The organism is Marilutibacter aestuarii, from assembly GCF_006546775.1.
Taxonomy (GTDB): Bacteria; Pseudomonadota; Gammaproteobacteria; order Xanthomonadales; family Xanthomonadaceae; genus Marilutibacter; species Marilutibacter aestuarii.
In genome coordinates, this window is record NZ_VICE01000066.1 from 1 (window position 1) to 18,098 (window position 18,098).

At 69.6% G+C, this 18,098-nt stretch carries 17 protein-coding genes and 1 pseudogene; 7 read left to right on the forward strand and 11 right to left on the reverse strand.

Annotated features, from left to right (window positions below; genetic code table 11):
- The 5 genes from FKV25_RS16200 to FKV25_RS06650 form a co-directional block, all read left to right on the forward strand.
- Nucleotides 1–296 (forward strand): hypothetical protein (locus FKV25_RS16200; protein ID WP_211345386.1); only part of this gene is annotated, 296 nt, incomplete at its 5' end.
- 133 nt (nt 297–429) lie between these two features.
- Nucleotides 430–837 carry a hypothetical protein gene (locus tag FKV25_RS06635; RefSeq protein ID WP_141518005.1) on the forward strand — a complete coding sequence of 136 codons (408 nt, stop codon included), beginning with the start codon at nt 430–432 and terminating at the stop codon, nt 835–837.
- On the forward strand, nt 834–1,529 hold the full coding sequence (locus FKV25_RS06640; RefSeq protein WP_141518006.1) for a C39 family peptidase: 696 nt from the start codon (nt 834–836) through the stop codon (nt 1,527–1,529). Before FKV25_RS06635 ends, FKV25_RS06640 begins: the two co-directional genes overlap by 4 nt.
- A gap of 3 nt (nt 1,530–1,532) precedes the next feature.
- Nucleotides 1,533–2,039 carry a hypothetical protein gene (locus tag FKV25_RS06645; RefSeq protein WP_141518007.1) on the forward strand — a complete coding sequence of 169 codons (507 nt, stop codon included), beginning with the start codon at nt 1,533–1,535 and terminating at the stop codon, nt 2,037–2,039.
- Nucleotides 2,040–2,071: 32 nt separating this feature from the next.
- Nucleotides 2,072–3,409: an acetate kinase gene (locus FKV25_RS06650; protein WP_141518008.1), complete on the forward strand. Its 1,338-nt coding sequence runs from the start codon at nt 2,072–2,074 to the stop codon at nt 3,407–3,409.
- Between the two features lie 59 nt (nt 3,410–3,468).
- On the opposite strand, the gene ligD is transcribed toward FKV25_RS06650, so the two are convergent.
- From ligD to FKV25_RS06705, 11 genes and pseudogenes are all read right to left on the reverse strand, one after another.
- Complete coding sequence (ligD, locus tag FKV25_RS06655; protein ID WP_141518009.1) at nt 3,469–5,925, reverse strand: DNA ligase D; 2,457 nt, start codon at nt 5,923–5,925, stop codon at nt 3,469–3,471.
- Between the two features lie 3 nt (nt 5,926–5,928).
- Nucleotides 5,929–6,909 (reverse strand): non-homologous end joining protein Ku, encoded by a 981-nt coding sequence (ku, locus tag FKV25_RS06660; RefSeq protein WP_141518010.1) that lies wholly within the window; start codon nt 6,907–6,909, stop codon nt 5,929–5,931.
- Nucleotides 6,910–7,021: 112 nt separating this feature from the next.
- A complete protein-coding gene (locus FKV25_RS06665) occupies nt 7,022–7,399 on the reverse strand; it encodes a hypothetical protein (RefSeq protein ID WP_141518011.1) in 378 nt (125 codons plus the stop codon).
- A gap of 126 nt (nt 7,400–7,525) precedes the next feature.
- Nucleotides 7,526–8,371: an alpha/beta fold hydrolase gene (locus FKV25_RS06670; RefSeq protein WP_141518012.1), complete on the reverse strand. Its 846-nt coding sequence runs from the start codon at nt 8,369–8,371 to the stop codon at nt 7,526–7,528.
- An 89-nt stretch (nt 8,372–8,460) separates the two neighbouring features.
- Nucleotides 8,461–8,601 (reverse strand): annotated as a pseudogene (locus FKV25_RS16465) (XapX domain-containing protein); the annotation flags it as partial.
- Nucleotides 8,598–8,825, reverse strand: a complete 228-nt coding sequence (locus FKV25_RS06680; protein ID WP_141518014.1) for a XapX domain-containing protein — start codon at nt 8,823–8,825, stop codon at nt 8,598–8,600. The pseudogene FKV25_RS16465 and the gene FKV25_RS06680, both read right to left, overlap by 4 nt.
- A complete protein-coding gene (locus FKV25_RS06685) occupies nt 8,822–10,435 on the reverse strand; it encodes an MFS transporter (protein WP_141518015.1) in 1,614 nt (537 codons plus the stop codon). The genes FKV25_RS06680 and FKV25_RS06685 overlap by 4 nt, the downstream gene beginning before the upstream one ends.
- A 1-nt stretch (nt 10,436) precedes the next feature.
- Entirely contained in the window at nt 10,437–12,266 is a 1,830-nt protein-coding gene (locus tag FKV25_RS06690; RefSeq protein ID WP_141518084.1) for an amidohydrolase, read from the reverse strand.
- A gap of 123 nt (nt 12,267–12,389) precedes the next feature.
- Nucleotides 12,390–13,043, reverse strand: a complete 654-nt coding sequence (locus tag FKV25_RS06695; RefSeq protein ID WP_141518016.1) for a hydrolase — start codon at nt 13,041–13,043, stop codon at nt 12,390–12,392.
- A 46-nt stretch (nt 13,044–13,089) separates the two neighbouring features.
- On the reverse strand, nt 13,090–13,689 hold the full coding sequence (wrbA, locus tag FKV25_RS06700) for an NAD(P)H:quinone oxidoreductase (protein ID WP_141518017.1): 600 nt from the start codon (nt 13,687–13,689) through the stop codon (nt 13,090–13,092).
- A 7-nt stretch (nt 13,690–13,696) separates the two neighbouring features.
- Nucleotides 13,697–14,146, reverse strand: coding sequence for a helix-turn-helix transcriptional regulator (locus tag FKV25_RS06705; protein ID WP_170218569.1), 450 nt, complete (start codon nt 14,144–14,146; stop codon nt 13,697–13,699).
- 482 nt (nt 14,147–14,628) lie between these two features.
- On the opposite strand from FKV25_RS06705, the gene FKV25_RS06710 reads away from it, so the two are divergent.
- Together FKV25_RS06710 and FKV25_RS06715 are read left to right on the forward strand one after the other, a co-directional pair.
- Nucleotides 14,629–17,352, forward strand: coding sequence for a sensor histidine kinase (locus FKV25_RS06710; RefSeq protein WP_141518019.1), 2,724 nt, complete (start codon nt 14,629–14,631; stop codon nt 17,350–17,352).
- On the forward strand, nt 17,349–18,020 hold the full coding sequence (locus FKV25_RS06715; protein ID WP_141518020.1) for a response regulator: 672 nt from the start codon (nt 17,349–17,351) through the stop codon (nt 18,018–18,020). The genes FKV25_RS06710 and FKV25_RS06715 overlap by 4 nt, the downstream gene beginning before the upstream one ends.
- The last annotated feature ends 78 nt before the right edge of the window (nt 18,021–18,098 follow it).

Here is an 18,098-nt window from a genome sequence, read left to right on the forward strand (position 1 = left end):
GCAGCGCCACCGGCGGCAACGCCGGCAACGTCGCCTCCACTGCCGGTGACGGCGGTGACGGCGGTGACGGCATGGGCGGCGACGGCATGGGCGGAGCGGGCTCCGGCGGCGCGGGCGCGTCGGGCGGTGCCGGCGGCTCGGTCGGCAACAGCGCCGGTACGTTCAATGCGTCGAACTACATGACGAGCGTGGGCCAGAACGCGGCAGGCATCACGATCGCGGCGCAGAGCAGCGGCCATGCCTCGCTGATCCAGCAGGGCATCACCGTGCAGGCGAACCTCACGGTCGGCCCGTAAGCGGGGCTCCGGGACCATGCCGGAGTGGCCCGGCATGGTCCCAGCGACGCCCGGGAGAAGTCCCGCTGCCTCCGGGCAGCGGGCATGGGGGCCCCGGGCCGGTACGGAAGCGCGCGCTTGAGGAGCAATGCAGATGTTCGCACCCAATCCAATCCAACTGGCAGTGCTGGTACTGGCCGCGGCCCTGGCATGGACCGGCAGCGCCCATTCGGCGCCCCCGCCGGCAATCGTCGTCGCGGCCGGTGACGCCAACGCCAACGCGTCGACGCCCCCTGCGACCGGTACCGATGCCTGGCGCGCCCTTGACCCGGCCGCGCTGGATCGGCTGCGCGGCGGCGACGGCGCCGAAAGCAACGTCGTGATCGACGGACTCGTCGACGGCAATACCGCCGACCATGTCATCACCGGCGACAACCTGCTCGACGGTGGCGCCTTCGGCCATGCCAGTGGCATCAACACCGTCATCCAGAACAGTGGCAGCAACGTCCTGATCCAGTCGGGAACCGCAGTCAGCGTGCAGTTCTCGAGCCCCACGCCATGACGCGTGGTTGGCTCGCCCGCTACGCACTGCTGGCGCTGCTGGGCGGCGCCAGTGGCCTTGCCGTGGCCTCGAACACCGAGGTCCGCGTGCCCGGCGCGGGCGCCTACATGCTGCGCGTGACCAGTCTCAAGGAAGCGCGTTTCAAGACCACCGTGCCGCAGCAGTTCGACTTCAGCTGCGGCTCCGCGGCGACTGCGACCCTGCTCACGTACCAGTATGGGCACCCCGTTTCGGAAGAAGACGTGTTCGTGCGCATGTATACGCATGGCGACCAGAAGAAGATCCAGGCCGAAGGCTTTTCTCTGCTCGACATGCGCCGCTACCTGGCGACGATGGGCTACGAGGCTGACGGTTTCGAACTCCCGCTCGAGAAGCTCGAGGAGGAGGGCATCCCCGCCATCGTGCTGTTGAACGACCGCGGCTACCGGCATTTCGTCGTGGTCAAGGGGCTGCGCAACGGCCGCGTGCTGTTGGGCGACCCCGCGCGCGGCACGCGGGCGATGCCGCGTTCGCGCTTCGAGGCACTCTGGGACAACCGTGTGTTGTTCGTCGTGCACAGCCACCGTTCGCTGGCGCGCTTCAACCAGGTCGCGGACTGGCGGACGGCGCCGCCCGCGCCACTGGCCACCGGCGTGCAGCGCGATGGCCTGCGCAACGTGACCGTGCCGCGGCGCGGTCCCGGGGACATCTAGACCATGCGCGCATCCGCACACCTCGCCATCGTGGCCGGCGGCCTGCTGGCCCTCCTGAATGCCGCATCGGTGCAAGGCGCGCCGCCCGCGCCCAATGGCCTGGGAGCGGAATGGGCGCCGATCGGGATCGAACGGCTCGCGGACATACGTGGCGGCTTCCAGTTGCCGGGCGGGCCCGTACTGTCGTTCGGCATCGAGCGCGTGGTACGGGTCAACGGGACGCTGGTCGCACAGGCGAGCGTGCGCATTCCCGACATCGCCAACATTACCGTCGAACAGGCGCAGGCATTGGCCGAGTTCAACCGCGGCCTCCTGGTCCAGGTGGGCGAGGGCAACCGCGTCGTCGCGGGCACGGCGACCGGCGCGCTGGTCGTCCAGAACTCCCTGGACGACCAGCGCATCAATGCCATGACGCGCCTGGAGGTCGGCGTCGACACGCTGGGCATGTTCAAGTCGATCAACTTCCACGATGCCCTCGTCGACGCGCAACTGGGTGCGCTGGGACGCTGAGTGAGGGCCAGGCGACCACACCGGGAGTTCGCATGAAAGGCAGATCGCACTCAACCCTCCACCCCCTCGCCACGGCGGTCGCCTGCTTGCTCCTGCCGGCCGTCCCGGGCATGGCGTGGGCGCAGCAGGCCGCGGACGGCGAGGCCCGCCTGCAGGCCCTGCAGGCGCAGATCAACGACGAGCGACGGGCGCTGAACGACATGCGCGCGGCCCTGCAACATCGCCAGCAGAACCTCGATGCGCTGCAGCGCGCACTGGACGACGAGATCCTGGGCAACGCGCGCGGTCGCGGTGGCGCCGCGATCGCGGCGACCGGCGCCTTCGACCTCCGGGCGCAGGGCGGCACGCAGGCCACCGAGCCGTTGGCGTCCACGCAACCCCAACCCGTCGGCCAGGCCCCCGAGGCCGATACGCGGCCACCGGAAGTGGCGCAGATCTTCGACCAGCCCGGCGTGCTTACCCCGGCGCGCAGCTTCATCCTGGAACCCTCGGTGCAGTACGGCTACTACGCCAACGATCGCGTCGCCTTGGTCGGGTACACGGTGATCCCGGCGATCCTGATCGGCCTGATCGACGTGCGCCAGGTCAAGACCACGACGACCGTCGCCACGCTCACCGGTCGCTACGGCATCACCAACCGCATGGAGATCGAGGCCAAGGTGCCTTACGTCTACGCGCACAGCGACACGGTCAGCCGCGAGATCTTCACCGGATCGGCCCAGGACAACGTGTTCAACGCGCAGGGCAAGGGCATGGGCGACATCGAGGCGACCCTGCGTTACCAGATCAACCAGGGCGCCGCCGACAAGCCGTTCTACATCGGCTGGCTTCGCTACAAGAGCCGCACCGGGCGCGACCCGTTCGAGGTCATCACCGACTGCGTGACCCGCTGCGTCGCCAACGCGACGGGCACCGGCCTGCCGCTGGACCTGCCCACCGGCAGCGGCTTCGAGGCGATCCAGCCCGGCGTCACCTGGCTGTTCCCGTCGGATCCGGTGGTGTTCTTCGGCACCCTGAGCTACCTGCACAACTTCAAGCGGGACAATGTCTCGCGCACCGTGCTGGGCGGGCAGACCGAGTTCCTGGGCGAGATCGACGCGGGCGACATCATCGGCCTCAACCTCGGCATGGGCCTGGCGCTCAATGAAAAGGCGTCCATCAGCATCGGCTACGACCACAACGTCGTCGACCGCACCCAGCAGAACGGGGAGGACCTGCCGGGCTCGGTGCGCCTCAATCTCGGGACGCTGCTGCTGGGCGGGACCTACCGCTACAACGAGCACGTCTCGCTGAACGTCGTCGTCGGCGCTGGCCTCACCCGCGACACGCCCGACCTCAGCCTGACCGCGCGCATCCCGATCACGTTCTGACCGAATGGGTGCGTCGACGGAACGCTTGCGCAGGGACTGCCTCCGGTCGCAGCCGGTCGCTACACGCCGAAGTCGGGCAGGGCCTGGTCGACGCGACCGATGCCGGCCCAGGGATCGTCCTTGAGCCGGGCCGCGCGTCGCCGTGCCCCGTCCAGATCGTAGGCGCCGGGGCCTGCCACGCGCCCGAGTTCCTCCCAGCGCAACGGCACGGCGACCGGTGCCCCGGGTCGCGCGCGCAGCGACCACGAGGCAACGCTCGTCGCGCCGCGCGCATTGCGCAACCAGTCGATGAAGATGCGCCCCTTGCGTTTGGCCTTGGCCATGCTGGCCAGGTAGCGATCCGGGGCTTGCGTGGCCATGGCGACCGCAAAGCCCTCGCAGAACGCACGCGCCTGGTTCCAGTCGACGCCCGGGCGCATCGGCACCACGACATGCAGGCCCTTGCCGCCGGACAGGCGCACGAAGCTCTCCAGGCCGATCTCGCCGAGCCTGTCCCGGACCTCGCGGGCCGCGGCGACGACGCTCTTCCAGGCCACGCCATCGCCCGGGTCGAGGTCGAAGACCAGCCGGTCGGGTGTTTCCGGGGAATCCGTGGTCGCGCCCCAGGGATGCAGTTCCAGGGTATTCATCTGGACGAGTTCCAGCACCCCTTCGATGCCATCGACGTACAGGTAGTCCTCGCGGCCGCTCTTCTGTTCCAGGGCGATGGCATGCACGTGCGGCCCCAGGCTGTCGGCATGATGCTTCTGGAAGAAGCAGGGCGACTGGCTTCCGTCCGGGCAGCGGAGCAGGGACAGCGGTCGCCGCACCAGTTCCGGCAGCAGGTAATCGGCCACGGCGCGGTAGTAGTCGGCCACGTCCTGCTTGGTATACGGGCTGTCGGCGAACATGCGCCTGTCCGGATGCGTGATCGGCATGTGGCCTCCTTCGGACCGTTGCGGGGCAGGGGAGGAACGCGTTCCGCCCAGGTCCCCGACCGCCTTGTCGTGGCGGACCCGCTGGAAGCTGGACTGGCGCAACAAGCCTTCCTTGCCCAGACCGCGATACGCCAGTTGCACCACCACTTCAGGCTTTACCCAGGTCACGCTGGAGCGGGAGAAGGGCGCGTGGGCCGGAAGCTCGACGGGCGCGGTGCTCTGTTCCAGCGCAATGAGTCTTTCGTGCAGGGCGGCGAGCGTGCGTTCGTCGAAGCCGGTACCGACACGGCCCATGTACCGCCAGGAGGTACCGTCGGGAGAAGCCACCAGCAGCGAACCGAAGCCCCACCTCGCGCCCTTGGGTTCGGTGAATCCCACGACGGCGAATTCGTCGGTCGTGGCGTGCTTGGACTTGACCCAGTCGCCGCTGCGTCCGGAGCGGTATGCACTGTCCACGCGCTTGCTCACGACGCCCTCGATCCCGGCCTTGGCGGTCTCCTCGAACATCTTCGCGCCGTGGCCGACGATGTGGTCGCTGTACGCCACCACGCCCGGTGTCTCGCCCACCAGCGCCTGTAGCAGGCGCTTGCGTTCGACCAGCGGCGAGTCTCGCAAGTCGACCCCGGCCAGGCCGGGCAAGTCAAACACCAGGTAGCGGAGGCGCGCGCGCGACGTGCCTTCCAGTACCCGCTGGAGTTCGGCGAAGTCACTCCTGCCATCCGCCTCGAGGACCACGAGCTCGCCATCCAGGCAGGCCTCCGTCACAGGCAGCGCTTCGACGGCGCGGGTCACCTCCGGCAGGGCATCGGTCCAGTCCAGGCCATTGCGCGAGCGCAGCACGGCCTTGCCCTGGAAGAGATCGGCGAGCACGCGGTAGCCGTCCCACTTGATCTCGTGCAACCAGTGTTCCCCGGCCGGCGGCGCGTCCCGAGGCGTCGCCAACACGGGCTCGAATCCCATCGGCAAGCCTTTGGCGCGCGCGCCCTCGAGGTCGGCGGCCTTGCGCTTCCAGCGGCCTCCGTGGGCGCTGGCCTTCGTCGAAGTGCGTCGCCTGGATGGTGCGCGGGCGTGGCGCGGATTGGGCTTCGCTTCGTCGCCAAGCAGGTCGTCTGCATCCTGATCCGAGGCGTGCGCGTCGTCGCGCTTGATCAACAGCCATTGCCGCTGCTTGCCTTGCATCCCGGTCCTGACGAGCTTCCAGCCCCCGGAAAGCTTCTCGCCGGCGAGGGTGAAATCCAGTTTCCCCCGGGCGAGGGCGGGCAGGGGATCGCCTTCCATGGCCCAGTGGCCGTGATCGAACACATCGACATGGCCGGCGCCGTAGTGGCCCTCGGGGATATCGCCTTCGAACCCGGCGTAGTCGAGCGGATGGTCTTCCACCTCGACGGCCAGCCGCTTCTCGCCGGCCCGGAGGGAGGGCCCCTTGGGTACGGCCCAGCTCTTGAGGACGCCATCCATCTCCAGCCGGAAGTCGTAATGCCGGCTGCTGGCATGGTGGAGCTGGACCACGAAGACCGGGCGATGGCCGCGACTGACGACACCCGCCAGTGGTTCGGGCGTGCCCGGGCGTCGCTTTCGCGAGTATTCGTGCAGCGCCACCGGTCACCCGGCCTTGCGGGTGTCCTTCGCGGACGACGCGGAGGCCTTGCCCGCCTTCTTGCGCGTCGACTTCGACCTGCTCTTTTTCGCAGCAGGCTTCTTCTTGGCTGCCGACTTCTTCGGAGCGGGTTCCGACTTCCTGGAGGCGGCCTTCTTCGCGGCGGCCTTCTTCGCGGGCGTGCGCTTCTGGCTGTCGATGCTCTTCTTGAGCAGGGCCATGAAGTCGACGACATTGGTCGTCGCGTCCTCGTCCAGCTCGTGCTCGGATTCCTCGATTTTCGCCTTGGCGCCCTTGGACTTCATCTTCCTGCGGATGACGTCCTGCAATTGCTCCCGGAACTCGTCGTGGTAGTCGTCCGGCGCCCACTTGCCCGACATGGACTTGATCAGCTGGCGTGCCATGTCGAATTCCTTGTCGCTGATCCGGTACTCGCCCGTCTTGCCGGCAGGCAGCCGATAGTCCGCCGGATCGACCAGCTCCTGCGGATACCGCAGCAGCAGCAAAAGCAAGGCATCGCCCTGTGGCACCACCGCGCACAGGTACCCACGGGTGCGGATGACGACCCGGGCGACCCCCACCTGGCCGGTTTCCTTCAGCGTCTCGCGCAGCAGTACGTAGCCTTTCTCGGCCTTCTTCGCGGGCACCAGCACATAGGGCTTCTCGAAGTACTGCAGCGGGATGTCGCCGGCATCGACGAAGGCCTCGACCTCGACCGTTTCGTGGCTGTCGGGCGCTGCGGAGGCGATGTCCTCCTTCTCGATCACCACGTAACTGCCCTTGTCGTACTCGAAGGCCTTGACGATGTCCTTCCAGGGCACTTCCTCGCCGGTTTCGGCATTCACTCGCTCGTACCGGATCGGCGTCTTGCTGCGGGCATCGAGCATGCGGAACTGCAGGTCGGTTCGCCGCTCGCCCGACATCAGCGAAACAGGGATGTTGAGCAGACCGAAGGACAGGGTCCCGGTCCAGATCGGGCGCGCCATCGCATGACCTCATACCGACTGCGGGAACGCGAATCCTCGCACGCAGGCGTGAAGCCGGTGTCGGGGCGGAAAACCGTCGTGGGGCGGCCGGGCGACGCGAGGCCCACCCCGGTCAGCAGCGGCCGTCCTCGACCCATGCATTGCCCTGCTTGCGATAGAGCACGCCGCCAATGCATCGCCCCCCGGCTTCACGGCGCGCTTCGCGGGCGCGGTCGGCCTCGAGCCTGGCTTCCTGTTCCAGACGCGCCGCTTCGATGCGCTTCTCGCGGATCTCGGCCAGCCGCGCCTCGCGGGCGGCGGGCGTCAACGCCGGCGGCACGGGTGGCGCCAGTTGCACCGGTGGCGGTGCGGCGGCAGGTGCCACGACGTCGGCCTCGCTGGAACAAGCCGTCATCGCCAGCGTGGCAGCCACGCAGGCGACAAGTACCGCTTTCGACCCATGTCCACGTCGCGCCACGCTGACGCGTGCCGCGCTGCCCTTGATTTCCATCCATTCTCCTTGTCTGTCGGCCGCCCGGTCCCACCGGCATGATGGTAGGCCGGAACGAGCGGTGCGGGGCGCCGTCCGCACCACGCGCCGCGGCCATCCGTCCGATGGCCCGGGCCACGGCCCACGCTACCCCCGGGCTTCGGACAGGAAACCCAGGATCGCGTCGGCCACGATCTCCGGATACTGGTGGTGTGGGGCATGGCCGGTATCGCCGTAGTAGACGAAGCGGGCGTCCGGCAAGGCCCCGATCAGGGGGAACCAGTTGCCTCCGGCCGTGCTGCTGTCATGGTCGCCGCACAGCACCAGGAGGGGCAGGCCGGCTGCGCCCAGCCGGCCGCGACGATCGCCCGGGTCGGCATGGAAGCCCGCCGCGGCGGCGAAGTAGCGCTGGAACTGGTCGGGCGAGGACGGGATGCGGTCGACGACGCCCTCGCGCGCGTGGATCCGTCCGAAGGACGCTCGCGCCCGTGCACGGCTGTGCTCCGAGTCAGGCACATGGAACAGGACGTATTCGTCTTCCAGGTCGTTGACCGGCTTCAGGGCGCGCTCCAGGAACGAGGGCTGGAGTGGGATCTGGAGCTCGCCGGGAGGATTGGTGGCCAGCAGGACCGCGTGGGTGAGCCGCTGCCCATGCTCGAGCAGGTAGGCCTGGACGGCCAGTCCGCCCCACGACCAGCCAAGCAGGGCGAAACGATCCAGGCCCAGCGCGGATGCCAGCCCGTCGATGAACGCTGAGGCCAGCGCGATGTCATCGGGAATCTCGCCATCGGAGTAGCCCACGCCCGGGAAGTCGAACACGATGACCCTGCGCTCGCGCGCCAGTGCATCGAGGAAGCGCGGGTCCCAGGTATCCAGCGTGCCGCGGAAGCGGTTGGCCATCAACAGCACGGGGCCTTCGCCGATGGACCGATACGCGGCGCGCACGCCGGCGACGTCCACATGGTGCGTGGTGGCTTCGAGTGCTGGACTCATGGTGGGGGCTCCAGTGGCGGGGCTGGGAAAGAAGCGCCGGCAACATCCGGCGCGGGAGCCTGGGCACCTGGCCCATGCAGGTGCGCACCGAGCAGGAACCCCAGGGTCATCGCGACCACGAGCAGCGCGCCCTGCCAGCGCGGCGGCGCCGGCAGCGGCAGGTCGAGCAGGCGACAGCCGACGCCGATCAGCAGGGCCGTGGCGAAACCGAGCGCGAACAGGAAGCTCATGGCGCCGCGCCTCGCCCGTGTCCGCTGGGTCCGCCGCAATCGGGTCGATGCCGGGCGGCGCGGCGAGCCAGCCACGCGTCCGCTGCCTGGTAGCCGAGCGTCATCGCCACCACCAGCAATGCACCGGCGAGCGCCGGCGGCGCGGGTGCGGGAATCCCGGAGAGCCCGCATGCGAATCCGATGCCGACACCGAGCACGATCGCGATCACCAGCCGCACGCTCATGCCGCGCCATCCCGTGCCCAGGGGGCGCCTGCACCGATGAAATGCCGGACCCGGGGCGGCGATTCGCCCCGGTGCATGCGCGCCAGGCGTTCCTGCAGGGCGCGTTCTTCCTGGGTGACCCGCGCGTGCTGCCTGAGGTGCTCGTTCCAGGAAGCCAGCAGGAAGGATTCGAAGAACAGGCCCGGCTCGGCGACGTCCTCGAAGAGCATCCATTGCACGGCGCCATCGCGCCGGCGACTCTGGCCGAGCAGGCGCATGCATTCGCCGAACGTGTCGCGGTCGCTTGCGTCGATCCGGTATTCCACCGTCACCAGCACCGGTCCGCGCTCACCCGGATTATCGGGTGCCACGAGGGGGTGCGGCCAGTGTGCCGATGGGGCGAGGTCGAGCGCCTCGCCGGCTGCAAGCCGGAAGCGTCGCGTCGCCAGCGCGGATATCAAGAGACCGAACGCGGCCAGCGCCAGTGCCAGCTGCACGCTTGCGGCCTGCGCAACTGCCCCCCAGGCGAGGCTGCCCATGGCCATGCTGGACGCAAACACAAGGATGTAGAGCGAGAGCGCGCGTGCGCGCACCCAGGCCGGCACCGCCATCTGTGCGCCCACCTGAAGGGTCGAAAGGACGCAGATCCAGCCCACGCCGTGGGCGAGCATCACCGGCACGAGGCCGGCGATGAAGGGCGCCCACGCCAGGATGCCCATCGTCGCGGCGCACAGCATCGACGCCCACGCGACAAGGCGGTCGCTCGCCAGCCGGGCCCGCAAGCGCGGCAGCACCAGTGCGCCGGCGATCGCCCCGATGCCGATGCAGGCGAGCAGGAGACCGTAGGCGCCCGCGCCCGCCTCGAGCCGCTGCCGCACGACCACCGGCAGCAACGCGGGCAGTGCCCCGGCGAACACGAAGAAGCCAGCGGCGCGCGCCAGCACGGCCCGGAAGGCATCGGCATGCATGGCGTAACGCAAGCCCGCCCGGAACGCGCCGGCGAAGCGCTCGGGCGGCAGGGCCGGCGAGGCAGCTTCGCGCTTCCACCGCATCAGCACGACGGCCACGCCGAGGAAGGTGGCGGCATTGATCGCGAACGCCCAGTGGGCACCCCAGCGCGCCACGACCACGCCACCGAATGCCGGGCCGATCGAACGCGCGATGTTCATGCCGAGCGAGTTGAGGGCGATCGCGGGCGCGAGCATCGGTCGGGGGACGAGTTCGGGGATGATGGCCACCTGCGCAGGGGTGGCCATGGCCGCGCCGCAGCCGAGCAGGAAGGTCAGGCCCAGCAGCCATTCCGGTGGTAGGCGGTCTTCGCCGGCGAGCAGCGCGAGCAGGGTTGCCACGGCGAACATCCAGCACTGCGCCAGGACCAGCAAGCGGCGCCGGTCGACGATGTCGGCGAGCGTGCCGGCGACGAGTGCGAAGAGCACCATGGGCAGCGTGGTCGCGGCCTGCACCGCCGACACCCAGAGCGGCGAGCCGGTGTGTTCGGTCATCCACCACGCCGCGGCGACGTCGTGCGTCCAGGTCCCGATGTTGCCGACCAGGAGCGCCAGCCACATGGCACGGAACACCGGCTGCCGCAGCGGTGTCCATGGTCCTGCCGGCGTCGCGGCCGTCGCCATGTCAGAACGCGAAGCAACTGCAGCCCAGCGCGCCCCAGAACGCCCGCAGGTCCGCGACGGGCGCGGCAGGCGCCACCGGCCCGTGGGCATGGACGCAGCACGCGTGAGGCGGCATGGAGGCCGCCACGACCGGCGACGCCGGTCGCGACAGGTTGACCGGCGACCAGTCGGGCATGGGCCGGGGCAGGGGCGGAGACAGCGGCGCGAAGCCGCCACCGCCGTGCACGATCCGCCCGCCAACCACGGTCAGTTCGCTGTAGAGCTCGGGAATGCTGGCCTCCGGCACGGTGAAGTAATCGCCCGAAAGCAATGCGAAATCCGCGAGTCGCCCGGGTTCGAGCGTGCCCTTGCTGGCTTCGTCACCGGAGAACCACGCACTTCCGCTCGTCCACAGGCGCAACGCTTCTTCGCGCTCGAGCCGGTTGTCGTCGCCATACAATTGCGTGCCTCCCACGCCCCGGCCGCTGACCAGCCAGTGGAGTGCCGCCCAGGGGTTGTAGCTGGCGACGCGGGTGGCATCGGTGCCACCGCCGACCTGCAGGCCTGCTTCCAGCATCCGTCGCACGGGCGGCGTGTGGGCAAGCGCTTCACGGCCATAACGCTCGGCAAAGAACTCGCCCTGGTAGGCCATCCGATGCTGGATCGCGATCCCGCCACCCAACGCTCCAATGCGCTCGATGCTGCGTGCCGAGATCGTCTCGGCATGGTCGACCGTCCAGCGCAGGCCATCGAAAGGCTGGTCGCGGTCGACCCGTTCGTAGACATCGAGGATGCGCGTGATGCTCTCGTCGTAGGTGGCGTGGATGCGGAACGGCCAGCGTTCCTGTACGAGCAGGCGCACGACGGACTCAAGCTCGGCCTCCATCGTCGGGGGCAGGTCCGGGCGGGGTTGCCGGAAGTCCTCGAAGTCCGCCGCGGAGAACACCAGCATCTCGCCCGCGCCGTTGTGGCGCAGGCGGTCGTCGCCCTGGCGCGGGCGCAGCATCGAGGTCCAGCGCTCGAAGTCCTCGCGTTCTCCACCCTTGTTCTGGGTGAACAGGTTGTAGGCGATCCGCACCGTGAGCTCGTCCGCGGCGTGCAGGGCCTGGATGACCTCGTAGTCTTCCGGGTAGTTCTGGAAGCCGCCGCCAGCATCGATGACCGAGGTGATGCCCAACCGGTTCAGCTCGCGCATGAAATGGCGGGTGGAGTTCGCCTGGTATTCGACCGGCAGCCGCGGGCCCTTGGCGAGGGTCGCGTACAGGATCAACGCATTCGGCTCGGCCAGGAGCAGGCCGGTCGGTCGGCCGGCCTTGTCACGCTCGATCCGGCCCCCGGGCGGATCGGGCGTCTCCGGGCCATAGCCCACCGCGCGCAGGGCGGCACGATTGAGCAGGGCGCGGTCGTAGAGGTGGAGCAGGAACACAGGCGTGTCGGGGGCCAGCGCATTGAGCTCATCCAGGGTCGGCAGGCGCTTCTCGTCGAACTGGCGCTCGCTGAAGCCGCCCACGACGCGGACCCATTGCGGGGGAGGGGTCCGATCGACCTGCGCCTTCAGCAGGCCCATGGCGTCGGCGAGACTGCCGATGCCATCCCAACGCAGTTCCAGGTTGTAGTTCAACCCGCCCCGGATCAGATGGGTATGGCTGTCATTGAGGCCCGGGATGATCCGCCGACCGCCGGCATCGATGACCCGCGTCGCGGGCGACGCCAGGGCCATCACGCGCGCCTCGTCGCCGATGGCCATGATCCGGCCGTCGCGGACGGCCAGCGCCCGCGCTTCCGGCGGCGTGCCGGTCCCGGCCCGGGCGAGGGTGGAGATCCGGGCATTGTGGATGATGAGCTCGGCCATCGGGCTGCTCCAATGCATCGAGAGTGCGTCCAGCGGCAGGCCGCTCGCGGCCACCGCCAGTCCTTGCAGGAATCGCCTTCGAGTGGCGTCGGGCATGGTCCAGTCCCCCGCGCCGGTGGGGCGCTAGTGGCCTTCCTCGGCGCCGAACATCGACTTGGCGTACTGGATGCCGATCCCGTAGCCGCCGGCATTGCTGCGCGCGATCCCGGTGACCAGGCCATAGGTCGCGGCGCGCGCCCAGTCGCGTTGCAGTTCGAGCAGGTATTGCAGGCTGGTCATCGGCTCCGCGCCCGCCTGGAGCATCCGCTGGACGGCACGCTCGTGCGCCTCGTCGCTGACGTCGCCACAGGCATCGGTGATGACATGCACGGGGAAGCCCTGTTCGATCGCCGAGAGCACCGGGCCAACGATGCACACGCTCGTCCACAGGCCTGCGAAGACCAACCTGTCGCGCCCGATCGCCTCGACACGCGCGACGACGCTGGCGTCCTCCCAGGCATTCATCGTCGTGCGGTCGATGACGTCTGCGTCCGGGAACACCTCTTCGATCTCGGGGAACAGCGGGCCGGAAAAGCTCGCCATCGCGACGCTCGTCAGGAGCGTCGGTACTTCGAAGCCGGCCGCCGCCTTGCAGATCATGCCGGTGTTGGTGCGCAGCAGGGCGACGTCGATGGAGCGGACGGGAAAGGACATCTGCGACTGGTGGTCGACGAGGATGAGCACGTGGTTCGTGGGCGTGAGAAGCGAAGACGCGGCGGCAGGGGTGGCCTTGGGCATGGCGACGGTTCCGGAAGCGGGGGAGGAGACGAATGCCGGCGAGGGATCAGCCGTGAAGCTTGAGGGCGGTTTCAGCGACGACGCGCCCCTGGTAGCGCGCGCCCTGCAATTCGTTCTCGCTCGGCATCCGCGAGCCATCGCCGCCGGCGATGGTGCTCGCGCCATACGGGGAGCCGCCGGTGACCTCGTCGAGGGTCATCTGCCCGGCATGGCCGTAATCGAGCCCGACGACCACCATGCCGAAGTGCAGCAGGTTGGTGATGATCGAGAACAGCGTGGTTTCCTGGCCGCCATGCTGGGTGGCGGTCGAGGTGAACGCGGCGCCGACCTTTCCATGCAGCGCGCCGCGCGCCCACAGGCCACCTGCCTGGTCGAGGAAGTTGGCCATCTGCGAGGACATGCGCCCGAAGCGCGTGCCGGTGCCGACGATGATTGCGTCGTAGTCGGCCAGCTCGGCCACTGCCGCGACCGGGGCCGGCTGGTCGAGTTTGTACTGGGACGCCTGCGCCACCTCGAGCGGAACGAGTTCGGGCACGCGTTTCACGTCGACCGTGGCGCCGGCGCCCGTCGCGCCCTCGGCGACGGCACGGGCCATGGCCTCGACATGCCCATATGCGGAGTAGTACAGCACCAGGATCCTGGCCATTGGGGGTTCACTCGTCGTGGGCACGCCGTGGCGTGCAGGAAGGAACGCAGTCCGGCAAGCGGGGTTCGCTGCGGGACGTGCCGTGTCGTTTCAGGCGCGAGAAGGCCCGTGGGGGAACACCGGTTGCCCGGCGGAACGTCCGGGTGAAATGGCTCTGGTCGAAGAAGCCCAGGTCGGCCGCCGTCGTGGCGATGCATCGATCGCCCTCGGCGAGCAGGACCTTCGCCCGCTCGACCCGCAGCCGCATCACGTAGGCCATCGGGCTGGTGCCGGTCCGCTGCCGGAACAGCCGGGCGAAATGGAAGCGGCTGATGCAGGCGGTCGCGGCCAGCTCGGCCAGCGAGAAGCGCTCGCCGAGGTGGTCGCCGATGAAGCGGTTGACCCGCTCGAAGGCGCGCGGGTCGAGCCCGCCCGTCGCATGGGCATCGCCGTGGGGGAGGGGATCGCAGGCAGGCACGGGGGAGCACCTCGAAGGCGGGTGGGGGACTGCGTGCATCCAAGGCTGCGCCCTGGCAGGGCCGGGGCGTTACCCCAATCCGCGTGCCACCCGGATCACCCGAAAGGGGGAGCGGCCGTGACTGGTATTGGCCGCTGGCATCGTTAGGATGACAAGGCGATCTCCCCCGGCACGGATGACGCGTCCTGGCCCTTCGATCCGCTCGACGCTGGCTGGCCTTTGGGCTCGCCCTTGCAGGAGTTGCCTGTGTCTCACGGGCGGCGACGGTAGCGCCTGGCCCGGATCCCGGCCTGCCCGACCGGCAGCACACCGCCTGGACCCTCCGGGACGGCGCGCCCGCCGACGTCTGGGCGCTGGCGCAATCGCCCGACGGCCACCTCTGGCTGGGCACCGGCAGCGGGCTCTACACCTTCGACGGCATCGCCTTTTCGGCGGTGACGCCGCCCAGCGGCGGGCACTGGCTTTCCGGCAATGTGACGGCGTTGCTGCTTCGCGACGATACCGACCTGTGGGTGGGCTACTTCGGCGGCGGTACGAGCCACCTGCACCATGGCCGCCTCGAGCATTACCCGCCGGGCCCCGGCTTCCCCGCGGGCGCGGTGTACCGGCTCGCCGAGGATGGCGAGGGCACCGTCTGGGCCGCGACATCCGGCGGGCTCGCGGCCTGGCGGGGCGGGGACTGGGCGCGCATCGGCGAGGCCGAGGGCGTGCCCGCGGGCCCGGTGTTCTGGGTCCATGTCGACCGCTCGGAGACCCTCTGGGCCGCGACCGGCGAACGCCTGCTGCGCCGTCGCCCCGGATCGCCGCGCTTCGAGGCGTCGGACTTCGACATCGGGATCGAGGCGGTGATGGCCGAAGCCGACGACGGGCAGATGTGGTTGTCGGATGCCACGCACGGCACGCGCCGCATCCTCCAGCAGGACGGCCGCTTCAGCGCGGAAGCCGCCCCGGCCCTCGCCGACATCGCGGCCAAGCGCATGGCGGTCGCGCGCGACGGCCAGCTGTGGCTGACCGATGCGCGCAATGGCGGCGCGGTGCGTTGGACGCCCGACCGCGGGGTCGAGGCGTTCGGGCGCCGCGACGGCCTGGGTTCGGACATGGCCGTACCGGTGCTCGAGGACATCGAAGGCAACATGTGGATCGGGACCAACCTGGGCCTCAACCGTTTCCGTCGACGCGACGCGATGATGCTCGCGCCCACCCTCGAGACGGCGCACCATGGGTTGGGCCTCGCCACCAGCCGGGGTGGGATGGTGGTGGGGACGGGCGAACGCCTGCTGCGCGAACGCGACGGCACCTGGCGCGATGCCATGGCCATCCCCGAAGTGCTTTCGATCGCCGGCGGCACCGGCGATGAGCTCTGGTTGCTGGGACGCGCCCTCTGGCGACTGCGCGGGGCGCGGCTGGAAGAGGTACCGCTGCCGACGCCCACCGCAGTCACCACCTACGACGTGCTGGCCATGGCCGCGGCGCCCGACGGCGCACTCTGGGTAAGCCTGCTCGACCGCGGACTCTTCCGGCACGCGGCCGGTGCCTGGCAGCGGGTGCTGCCAACCACGACGCTCCAGCCGCGCGTGCTCGCCTTCGACGCGGCAGGCAGGCTCTGGATGGCCGAGCGCCATGGCCAGGTCGCCTGGTGGCGCGATGGCCACTTCCGGCGCATGACGCGCGAGGGACTGGAAATGGGCGATGTCACTGCCCTGTACCCCGGCCGGCGCCACTTCCTGGTCGCGGGCGAACGTGGCCTCGCGCGTTTCGATGGCATCCGTTTCCGGACCCTGGGCGCGAACGCCGTGCCCGAACTGGGTGCCGTCACCGGTATCGCCGAGGATGCCGATGGCGGCCTGTGGCTCAATGGCATCCGCGGCGTGGTCCAGCTCCCTCACCGCGAGGCGACGCGCGCCTTCGCCAGGCTGCAGCCGCCCTCGATCCGCCTCTTCGACGAGCGCGATGGCTTGCTGGGGGTCGCGGTGCAGTCGAGCTCGACGCCGACCTTGCTGAAGGGCCGCGACGGCCGCGTCTGGGTCTCGACCAACCAGGGCGTCGCCTGGATCGACCCTGCACGGGTCGGTCGCAACACGCATGCACCGCGCGTCATGATGCGTTCGATCTCGACCGCCAACACGGAATTTCCGGCCGGCCCGCGTGTCGTGCTGCCACCGCGAACGCGGAACGTGGAGATCGGCTACGGTGCCACCAGCCTCGGCGTGCCCGAGCGCGTCGCCTTCCGCTATCGACTGCTCGGCGTCGATGACGGCTGGCAGGAGGCCGGCCCGCGACGGCAGGTGTTCTACACCAACCTCGGCCCGGGCGAATACCGCTTCGAGGTCATGGCGGCCAACGAAGACGGGGTCTGGAGCCTGGCACCGGCGAGCCAGGCGCTTTACATCCAGCCAGCGTTCCAACAGACCCGCGGCTTTGCCGTGTTGTGCGTACTGGCCATCGTCGCGCTGCTGTGGCTGGCCTACTACCTGCGCCTGCGCCAGCTCGGCATGCACATCCGCGGACGCCTCCAGGAACGGCATGCCGAGCGCGAGCGGATCGCCCGCGAGCTGCACGACACGCTGCTCCAGAGCATCCAGGGCCTCATCCTGCGCTTCCAGGCCGTGGCTGACACGCTGCCGTCGCTGGACCCGGCGCGCAGTGCGATGGAGCATGCCCTGCAGCGCGCCGACGAGGTGCTCGTCGAAGGCCGCGACCGCGTGCTCGACCTGCGCGCCACCGCCCCTGACGCCGGCCACCTGGAAGAGCTCCTGGGCCAGGTGGCGGCCGAATTGCGCGAGCCCGGCGGACCCGACATCGAGGTCAGCGCACAGGGCGACGCCGAGGCGCTCGACCCGATCGTCCGCGACGAGCTCTACCGCATCGGACGCGAAGCCATGCTCAACGCCTACCGCCATGCCGGGGCAGGCCGGATCTGCGCCACCGTGGAATACGGACGCCGCGAACTGCGCCTGCGCATCTTCGACGACGGCGTCGGCATCGCTGACGACACACTGGAGCGGGGCGGCCGACCCGGGCATTGGGGGCTGAACGGCATGCGCGAGCGCGCGTCCCGCATCGGCGCCCGCCTGCGTATCTGGTCCCGCGCGGGGGCCGGTACCGAAGTCGAATTGCGGATCGACGCGGGAAGCGCCTATCGTCCCTGCCTGCGCAGCTCCCGATGGTCCTGGTTGCGCACCGCTTTCGGAGGCACACCGTCATGATCCCGACGTCGATCGCCGGACTCGACCCTCCAGACCCCGCAGTGCACGGGCCATCGATCCGTGTCCTGGTGGTCGACGACCACCCGCTGCTGCGCGAAGGCATCGCGGCGGTGCTCGGCGCGCAACCCGACATGGACGTGCAGGGCGAGGCGACCGACGGCCGAGAGGCGGTTGAACTGTATGCACGGCATCACCCCGACGTCGTCCTGATGGACCTGCAGATGCCCGGCATGGACGGCATCGCCGCGATCGAGGCGATCCGGCAGCTCGATGCCGATGCGCGCATCGTCGTGCTGACCACGTACCGGGGCGACGTGCGCGCCCTGCGTGCGTTGCGCGCGGGCGCCAATGGCTACCTGCTCAAGAGCATGCTGCGCCGCGAACTGGTCGAGACCATCCGCCACGTCCACGCCGGCGGCCGCCGCGTCCCCCCGGAGGTCGCCGAATCGCTGGCAGCGCACGTGGGCGAGGAAACGCTGAGCACGCGCGAGATCGAGGTGCTGCGCGAAGTCGCCAACGGCAATTCCAACAAGGCCGTCGCGCGACGGCTCGGCATCACCGACGAGACCGTCAAGGCGCACATGAAGAGCCTGATGGCGAAGCTCGCCGCCAACGACCGCACGCACGCGGTCACCATCGCGATACGCCGCGGCATCATCCAGCTCTGAGCCTGCGACTGCGACACCGCACGAAAATGCAATCCGGCAGGGGAGGGAAGCGCCACGCTCGGGCCTTCGCCAACCACA